The sequence below is a fragment of the Chromohalobacter sp. 296-RDG genome (assembly GCF_029889885.1).
In the GTDB taxonomy this organism is placed as follows: Bacteria; Pseudomonadota; Gammaproteobacteria; order Pseudomonadales; family Halomonadaceae; genus Chromohalobacter.
In genome coordinates this window covers 20,176-28,616 of record NZ_JARANY010000032.1, presented here as the reverse complement: position 1 = coordinate 28,616, position 8,441 = coordinate 20,176, and the positions used below count along the sequence as shown (strand labels likewise).

General features: G+C 63.2%; 9 protein-coding genes and 1 tRNA gene. 2 read left to right on the top strand and 8 right to left on the bottom strand.

Features of this window, described 5'->3' with window-relative positions; translation table 11 throughout:
- The 8 genes from OP495_RS11890 to rplU all read right to left on the bottom strand — a co-directional run.
- The coding region (locus OP495_RS11890) for a class I tRNA ligase family protein (protein WP_280569456.1) at positions 1–485 on the bottom strand (485 nt) is incomplete at its 3' end.
- A gap of 9 nt (positions 486–494) precedes the next feature.
- Positions 495–1,562 (bottom strand): bifunctional riboflavin kinase/FAD synthetase, encoded by a 1,068-nt coding sequence (ribF, locus tag OP495_RS11885; RefSeq protein ID WP_280564417.1) that lies wholly within the window; start codon positions 1,560–1,562, stop codon positions 495–497.
- A gap of 75 nt (positions 1,563–1,637) precedes the next feature.
- Positions 1,638–3,161, bottom strand: a complete 1,524-nt coding sequence (gene murJ, locus OP495_RS11880) for a murein biosynthesis integral membrane protein MurJ (protein WP_280569461.1) — start codon at positions 3,159–3,161, stop codon at positions 1,638–1,640.
- 176 nt (positions 3,162–3,337) lie between these two features.
- Entirely contained in the window at positions 3,338–3,604 is a 267-nt protein-coding gene (rpsT, locus tag OP495_RS11875) for a 30S ribosomal protein S20 (protein ID WP_280564419.1), read from the bottom strand.
- 209 nt (positions 3,605–3,813) lie between these two features.
- Entirely contained in the window at positions 3,814–4,950 is a 1,137-nt protein-coding gene (gene proB / locus OP495_RS11870; protein WP_280564421.1) for a glutamate 5-kinase, read from the bottom strand.
- Between the two features lie 26 nt (positions 4,951–4,976).
- Positions 4,977–6,164: an Obg family GTPase CgtA gene (gene cgtA, locus OP495_RS11865; protein ID WP_280564422.1), complete on the bottom strand. Its 1,188-nt coding sequence runs from the start codon at positions 6,162–6,164 to the stop codon at positions 4,977–4,979.
- Between the two features lie 85 nt (positions 6,165–6,249).
- Positions 6,250–6,507, bottom strand: a complete 258-nt coding sequence (gene rpmA, locus OP495_RS11860; RefSeq protein WP_040239264.1) for a 50S ribosomal protein L27 — start codon at positions 6,505–6,507, stop codon at positions 6,250–6,252.
- 33 nt (positions 6,508–6,540) lie between these two features.
- Positions 6,541–6,852 carry a 50S ribosomal protein L21 gene (rplU, locus tag OP495_RS11855; RefSeq protein WP_280564423.1) on the bottom strand — a complete coding sequence of 104 codons (312 nt, stop codon included), beginning with the start codon at positions 6,850–6,852 and terminating at the stop codon, positions 6,541–6,543.
- A gap of 271 nt (positions 6,853–7,123) precedes the next feature.
- On the opposite strand from rplU, the gene ispB reads away from it, so the two are divergent.
- Both ispB and OP495_RS11845 read left to right on the top strand, forming a co-directional pair.
- Positions 7,124–8,098, top strand: coding sequence for an octaprenyl diphosphate synthase (gene ispB / locus OP495_RS11850; RefSeq protein WP_280564424.1), 975 nt, complete (start codon positions 7,124–7,126; stop codon positions 8,096–8,098).
- Between the two features lie 79 nt (positions 8,099–8,177).
- Positions 8,178–8,254: transfer RNA gene (locus tag OP495_RS11845), tRNA-Pro, on the top strand.
- Positions 8,255–8,441: the final 187 nt, after the last annotated feature.

Sequence of the window (8,441 nt, the reverse complement as noted above, 5' to 3'; positions counted from 1 at the left end):
TCGCCCGCCTCGTTGGCGAAATCCATGGTCCGGTAGGGGCGCTCCCAGTCACCGACCACGCCCAGGCGCACGAAGTCGGTCTTCTGCGCTTCGATCTGCGCGCCCGCGTACTCGCGGCATAGATCACGTGCTTCGCCGGCGCCGAGATGCTTGCCGTGGGTGGTCTCGACCTTGTGCTCAATGGGCAAGCCGTGACAGTCCCAACCGGGCACATAGGGCGCATCGTACCCCGCCAGCGCCTTCGACTTGACGACGATGTCCTTGAGGATCTTGTTGACGGCATGGCCGATATGAATGCTGCCGTTGGCGTAGGGGGGGCCATCGTGCAGCACGAAACTCTCACGACCGGCACGCGCTTCGCGCAGGCGCTGGTAGAGGTCCATGTCCTGCCATTGCGATACCCGCCCCGGCTCACGCTTGGGCAACATGCCGCGCATGGGGAAGTCGGTTTCGGGGAGATTCAGGGTATGTTTGTAATCGCTCATAGCGGAAGGTCAGCCATCGTCTTGGTCGGCCGGGCGAGCGCCGGCCGAAGAGTCGGAAGTCGAAGGCTCGGGCGCCAGAGGCGCCGAGGCCAGCGGATAAGTCCAGCCAGTCGAAGCGCACGGCAGCTCGAGCGCAGCCGCATCGAGCGGTGTCGCCGTGCGGAAGTAGCGACGTGCCTGCGCCAGGTCGGCATGAATCTGACGCGTCAGGGCCTCCAGCCCCGCAAAATTGACCTCGCCTCTCAGCCGTGCGCAGGGAACGACCGTGAGGCGCTGGCCATAGAGGTCATCCTCGAAATCGAACAGATGCACCTCCAGCACCGGCCGCGAGCTGCCGACCGTCGGCCGCCAGCCTATATTGGCCGCCCCCGGCAACTCGCGACCATCGGGCAGCCGCGTGACGCAGGCATAGATACCGCGTAATGCCAGGGAACGCGACGTCAGTGGCAGATTAGCGGTGGGCACGCCGATGGTGCGCCCCAACTGCCGGTCGGCCACCACGCGCCCCGAGAGTTGATAGGGACGCCCCAACAGCCGCGCGGCCTGGGCGAAATTGCCGCTGGCCAGCAGGGTGCGTACGCGGGTACTCGAGACGCGATCGTCGTCGAGAACAAAAGTGCGCGTATGCTCGACCTCAAAACCACGGCGTTCGCCCACGCGTTGTAGTAACGCGAAATCACCCGCCCGGTCACAGCCAAAGCGGAAGTCGTCGCCCACCACGAGATGCTTGACGCCCAGGCCGCGGATCAGCACGCGCTCGATGAATTCGTCGGCCGTCAGGCCTCGCAGAGCGGCATTGAAGGGCAGGCAGACGATGCGCTCGGCGCCGTATTCGGCCAACAGTTCAACCTTGTCGCGCAACCTGCTCAAACGTGGCGGCGCCTGCTCGCCGGCAAAATACTCGCGCGGCTGGGGCTCGAAGACGACCACCGTCATCGGTAACCCCAACGCCGTGGCGCGACTCTTGAGCTGATCGAGGATCGCCTGATGGCCGCGATGCACGCCATCGAAATTGCCGATCGTCGCCACGCACGGGCCCGCCTCGCGCAGATTGTGCAGTCCTCTGATCAGTTCCATGTGCCGTTCATATGCCGGTGAAACGTTCGATTATAACCAAGGGGGCCATGACTGACAGCCATGACTGCCTTACCATCAGCCACCCAGACGAAAATGCCTGAGACGTACGCCACACAGCGCCAGCCATCCAAAGTAGACCAAGGCACCGCCCAGGGTTAGTCCGAGCAATGTCGCCGCGCGCTGCCATACGCCCCAGACCAGCCATTGATGCCATTCGGGGCATAGCCACCAAAGCCCGGCTCCCATGACGACGCAGCCGCCGCCCAGTGTCAACGCGTAGCGTCCCCAGCCCGGCTGAAACGTCAGTACGTCGCGCCGCCATAGCCCCCAGCCCAGCAAGCCGGCATTGAGAAACGCCGATAGCGCCGTGGCCAGCGCCAGCCCCGCATGCGCCAGCGGCCAGATCAACAGCAGGTTCAACATCATGTTGGCAACCATCGCCACGATGCCGATCTTGACCGGCGTCTTGGTGTCCTGACGCGCGAAGTACCCCGGCGCCAGCACCTTGATCAGCATGAATGGCAACAGACCCAACGCATAGGCCCGCATACTGCGCGCCGCCATCACGATATCGTGATCCGTCATCGCCCCATAGTGGAACAGGCTCACCAGCAATGGCTCGGCCAGCAGCACCAAGGCCAAGGCGGCGGGAAGCCCGATCAGCAACACCGCACGCAACGCCCAGTCGAGCATCTTCGCGAAGTGCGCTGGCGACTGCTCGGCATGGCGCTTGGAGAGCGCCGGCAGGATCACCGTGCCCAGCGCCACGCCGAACACGCCCAGCGGCAACTCCGTCAGGCGTTCCGAGTAGTAGAGCCAGGATACGCTCCCCGAGGCCAGCAGTGACGCCAGCACGGTATCCAGCAACAGGTTGATCTGCGACACCGACACTCCGAACAATGCCGGCGCCATCAGCGTCAGGATACGACGCACGCCCGGGTGCCGGAAGTTGGGCCAGGGACGTGGCGTCAGCCCCAAGCGTGCCAGAAACGGCACCTGAAACCCCAGTTGCACGACACCTGCGATCAGCACTCCCCAGGCCAGCGCCATGGCCGGGTCCTGCATCCAGGGCGTTAGTCCCAGAGCCGCACCGATCAACGACAGATTGAGCAGCACCGGAGTGAACGCCGGTACGGCGAAACGATTCCAGGTGTTGAGCACGCTACCGGCGAAGGCGGTCAGCGAAATAAGCCACAGATAGGGAAACGTCAGGCGCAGCATGTCGGCGGTCAGCGCCAGTTTGCCGGGGTCGGCGCTGAAGCCTGGCGCAAACAGCCACACCAACCAGGGCGCTAGGAGTACTGCCACGGCGCTGAGCAGAGCCAGTATCACGCCGAGACTGCCCGACACCGCATCGAGCAATTCCCGCACCTCCTCGCGAGTCCGTTGAGTAGCATACTCGGACAGCACCGGGATGAACGCCTGGTTGAAGGCGCCCTCGGCGAAAAGGCGACGCATGAAGTTGGGAATCTTGAAGGCGACGAAGAAGGCATCTGCGCCGCTACCGGCCCCGAACAAGGCCGCGATCACGACATCACGCGCCAGCCCCAACACGCGCGAGAGCATGGTCATCGTGCTGACCACCATCCCCGAGCGCAACAGACCGCCACGCGCCGAAGGCTGAGCCTCCGGCGACGCGTCGTCTTCCGGCGCTGCCTGCGATTGCCTAGCCGTCACCGTCTCCCCCTGTCCGCTTGCCGGGTCGAGCCCGACCGCCACTTACAAAAAAACCGGCCGGAGCCGGTTTTTTCACGCGTTACCGCCAAGTCCCGGCTTCAGGCAGCCAGGGCCTTAATTCGCTTATTCAGACGGCTCTTGATGCGTGCAGCCTTGCGCTTGGAGATCGCGTCCTTGTCGGCAATGCGGTCGATGACCGGCTGTGCCGCCTTGAGCTCGGTCATGGCCTGACCGTGGTCGCCACTCTGGATCGCCTTGACGACGCGCTTGACATACGTGCGCACCATGCTGCGTTGGCTGGTATTGTGCTGACGACGCCGCTCCGCCTGGAGGGCGCGCTTACGGGCCTGTTTGATATTCGCCACCGTCTACTCCTTGGAGATGTTGACAGTCATATTCTGTAAAAAATTGATTCGCATGACATTTCGACTACTCCACGCGAATCGGCCAAAACGGGATCGCCACTCATGAGGCGCCCCATCAACGGGCCGTGTCTGAGAGGATGCAACATTCTAGCATGTTCCACGTAAAAACGGCTATAGGTTCACAGACCGACGCCTCGACATCACGCCCCTCAGATGATGACCAAGTTATCGCGATGAATGAGCTCCGGCGATTCCATGTAGCCAAGCAACGTCTCGATACGATGACTGGGCTGACCCACGATGCGACGCGCTTCATCGCTACCGTAGTTGACCAGTCCTTTGGCGACTCGGGCGCCTTGCTCGTTGACGCAAACCACCATATCGCCGCGCTTGAAGGCACCCTCGGCACGCCGCACACCCACCGGCAGCAAGCTCGATCCATGGCGATGCAATACCTCGACTGCGCCATCGTCGAGCACCAGCGTACCGCGCACCTGAAGCTGCCCAGCCAACCACCGCTTGCGCGCCGCCAACGGCGCATGATCCGGCATCAACAACGTGCCCAGCGCCTCGCCGTCCGCCAACCGGGTGAGCACCGCCGACTGGCGCCCGCTGGCGATCACCGTCAGCGCGCCGGAACGCGCCGCCAGGCGCGCGGCACGCACCTTGGTCGTCATCCCGCCGCGCCCCAGAGCACCGCCATCACCGGCTACCGCCGCCAGGGCAGGATCGTCGGCGCGCCCTTCGCTGATTAGCCGCGCCCCGGGGTCGTGGCGCGGATCGGAATCGAACAAGCCTTCCTGATCGGTGAGCAGCATCAGCGCGTCTGCTTCCAGAAGATTGGCCACCAACGCGCCCAGCGTATCGTTATCGCCGAAGCGGATCTCGTCGGTCACCACGGTGTCGTTTTCGTTGATCACCGGCACCACGCGCAGCGCGACCAGTGTTCGCAACGCCGAACGCGCATTGAGGTAACGCTTACGGTCGGAAAGATCATCATGCGTCAGCAGCACTTGCGCGCTGCGCAGGCCGTGGCGCGCAAAGTGCCCCTCGTAGCATTGCGACAGGCCCGACTGCCCGACTGCGGCGGCCGCTTGCAGTTCATAGACCGCCGAGGGCCGAGATGCCCAGCCCAGACGTGCCATACCCTCGGCCACTGCCCCGGACGAGACCAGCACGATCTCGACACCGCGCGCATGCAGGGAGGCGATCTGATCGACCCAGCCGCCGATGGCCTCGGCATCGAGGCCACGACCGTCGTTGGTCAACAATGCGCTGCCGATCTTGATCACGACACGCCGCGCACCACACAAGGCATCACGGCTTGTCGACTGCGGCTCATTCACCGGTTTTTCTCCCTTCTCGCCTCGGCTCAGGGGGCATATTCCACTTCGACATCGTAATCATCATCGTCGACGTCATCGTCATCTTCCTGGACGGGCTTGCGCTTGCGCGACATGCGCGCTTCGGCACGCGCCACGGCCTCATCTTCCATACGCTGGCGCATCTCGCGCTCATGTTCGAAGGCCGCCTCGTCTTCCGCCTCGAGCTGACGCTGCTCGGTCAGCCAACGATGCGCCGCCTGCACTAGCGGCTGGGTACCCTCGCTACTGATCGCCGAAATCCGGAACACCGGCCCCGTCCATTCCAGACGCGCGACGATGTCGTCGACCATGGCCTGACGCTCCTCCTCGGGGAGCAAGTCGAGCTTGTTGAGCACCAACCAGCGCGGCCGCTCGGCCAGCGTGGTGGAGAATTGCGCGAGCTCGTGCGCGATGGCGCGCGCACCCTCCACGGGATCGCTTTCATCGAACGGCGCCACATCAACGACATGCAGCAGCAACCGCGTGCGGGTCAGGTGCTTGAGGAACCGAAGCCCCAACCCCGCGCCATCGGACGCGCCTTCGATCAGCCCGGGCACGTCAGCCATCACGAAATGCTCATGCGTGCCCAGCTTGACCACCCCGAGATTGGGCACCAGCGTAGTGAAGGGGTAGTTGGCAACCTTGGGCTTGGCGGCCGAGACGGCACGAATCAGCGTCGACTTGCCGGCATTGGGCACGCCCAGCAAGCCCACATCGGCCATCACCTTCATCTCGAAGCGCAGGTTGCGGCGCTCCCCCTCGGTGCCCCGTGTCGTCTTGCGCGGCGCCCGATTGGTGGAGGACTTGAAGTGGATGTTGCCCAAGCCTCGGCGACCCGCCTGCGCCACCAGCTCGACTTGGCCGAGCTCGGTCACGTCGGCGATCACCTCGAGAGTATCTTCATCGATCACCGTGGTTCCCACCGGCACCTTGACGTACAAGTCTTCGCCATTACGGCCGCTCATCTGACGGCCTTGGCCCGGCTGTCCGTTGGGCGCCTTGTAGAAACGCTGATACTTGAAATCGATCAGCGTATTAAGGGCGTCGTCACCGATCAGGTAGACGCTGCCGCCGTGCCCACCGTCGCCGCCGTCCGGCCCACCTTTGGGAACGTACTTCTCGCGCCGGAAACTCAGGCAGCCGTTGCCGCCCTTACCGGCCTCCACAATGATCGAGGCTTCGTCGACGAATTGCATGGACACTTCTCCCGACGGCTACGGCCGCCCTATACGAAAAGACCCCGCCTGAGCGGGGCCTTTCCTCTCACCGTTCATGGCGGTCTCAGGCGGAGACGACGCTCACGAACTTGCGATTTTTCGGACCCTTGGTCTCGAACTTGATCACGCCTTCGTTCAGAGCGAACAAGGTGTGATCCTTGCCGATGCCAACGCCACTGCCCGCGTGGAACTTGGTGCCACGCTGACGCACGATGATGTTGCCGGCGGTCGCCGCCTGGCCACCGAACAGCTTGACACCAAGGCGTTTGGATTCGCTATCGCGACCGTTACGAGAACTACCGGCAGCCTTTTTATGAGCCATTGCAAATACCTCGCGTTATCCAGGGAATATCGCTTACGCGGAAATTCCGGTGATCTTGACTTCTGTGAACCACTGACGATGGCCTTGACGGCGCATCTGGTGCTTACGGCGACGGAACTTGATGATCTTCACCTTTTCGCCACGACCATGGGAAACGACTTCCGCCGTTACCTTGGCACCGTCGACCAGCGGCGTGCCGACCTTGATGTCATCATCATCGCCGACCAGCAGCACTTGGTCGAGCTCGAGGGTGTCACCCGTGGCCACTTCCAGCTTCTCGAGCTTCAGGGTCTGGCCTTCCTGAACGCGGTACTGCTTGCCACCGCTCTTGATTACTGCGTACATGTCACTCTCCAGCACTCATCGGGGTTGCGCTCTTCATCGGCCTGCGGCGAGTGGCGCCCCTTCCGGCAACCATCTGACAGGGAGCATGATGAGTCGAGTCGCGTATTATAGCGACACTCGGGCATACCGGGCAAGCATCTTTCACGCCATGACTGACGCAGCCTTACGAGCCCCGGCATGCGCCTTGACGCCTCCCGGGGGGCCCCCTAGCATAGCCTAAGCCCAAGGCCGCAATGAGGCGGCCCAACCCCTTATTGCGACAAGCCGACCCATGCAGCCCAACGCATCGCCCATCCATGCGGCGGTCGCGGATGATTTCGCCGCCGTCGATCGCACCATCCTCGCCCAACTGGCTTCTCGGGTTCCTCTCGTCGAAACCATTGGTCACTACATCATCGAAAGCGGCGGCAAACGGCTGCGCCCTCTGCTCGTGCTGCTCGCGGCGCGCTCGCTGGACTACCCTGGCGATCGCCACGTGACCCTGGCCACGCTGATCGAGTTCATGCATACCTCGACGCTATTGCACGACGACGTCGTCGACGAGTCTCATCTGCGACGCGGCAAGGCCACCGCTAACGACGCCTGGGGCAATGCGCCCTCAGTGCTGGTCGGCGACTTCCTTTATTCGCGCTCGTTCCAGATGATGGTCGAGGTCGGCTCGATGCGCGTGATGGAGATTCTTTCCGGCGCCACGTGCGTGATCGCCGAAGGTGAGGTACTGCAGCTGACGAATATCGGCAACCCCGATATCGACGAGGCCGCCTACTTCGACACCATTCAGGGCAAGACCGCCATGCTCTTCGAGGCCGCCAGCCACAGCGGCGCGGTGCTCGCCGAGGCAAGCCCCGCGCAGGAAGAGGCACTCAAGCTCTACGGGCGCTATCTAGGCCTGACCTTCCAGCTCGTCGACGACCTGCTCGACTATCAGGGCGATGCCGACGCCATGGGCAAGAACGTCGGCGACGACCTGGCCGAGGGCAAACCCACGCTGCCGCTCATCCATGCCATGGCTGCCGGCGATGCCGAACAGACCAAACTGATTCGCCGTGCTATCCGCCAGGGCGGGCTCGATCATCTCGACGAGGTGCTGGCCATCGTCAATAATACCGGCGCGTTGGAATATACTCGCCGCCGCGCCGTGGAAATGGCCGACCGCGCGCTCGCTCAGCTCGAGCTTCTGCCCGAGAGCCGCTACCGCGACAGCATGGCCGAACTGGCCCATCTCGCTGTCGAGCGCCAAACCTGACCCCGCCTCGCAAATAGGGTTGCGCGCGCACCGCGGATGCGTATAATGCAGCCCCGTCGAGCCGGCACCCCGGCGCGAACGGAGTATAGCTCAGCTTGGTAGAGCGCTGCCTTCGGGAGGCAGAGGTCGTAGGTTCGAATCCTGCTACTCCGACCAAAGATTCCATGAAAACGGCCACTGGCTCTTCGGAGCGGTGGCCGTTTTTTGTTGGAGCCGCGCTGACTGCAATGGTCCCGGCACTGCCTTGGTATCTGGAGGAAAGGCTAGCTGACGCTATCACCTCACACACCAAAGCGCCGAGTGAATATTCATGCCTCTACTGGCAATTTGCTCTTGAATGAAT

Bases quoted from the DNA above. Each gene is read 5' to 3' on its own strand.
- cgtA (WP_280564422.1), bottom strand. From the start codon at position 6,164: ATGCAATTCGTCGACGAAGCCTCGATCATTGTGGAGGCCGGTAAGGGC.
- ribF (WP_280564417.1), bottom strand. From the start codon at position 1,562: ATGGAACTGATCAGAGGACTGCACAATCTGCGCGAGGCGGGCCCGTGC.
- rpmA (WP_040239264.1), bottom strand. From the start codon at position 6,507: ATGGCTCATAAAAAGGCTGCCGGTAGTTCTCGTAACGGTCGCGATAGC.
- ispB (WP_280564424.1), top strand. From the start codon at position 7,124: ATGCAGCCCAACGCATCGCCCATCCATGCGGCGGTCGCGGATGATTTC.
- rplU (WP_280564423.1), bottom strand. From the start codon at position 6,852: ATGTACGCAGTAATCAAGAGCGGTGGCAAGCAGTACCGCGTTCAGGAA.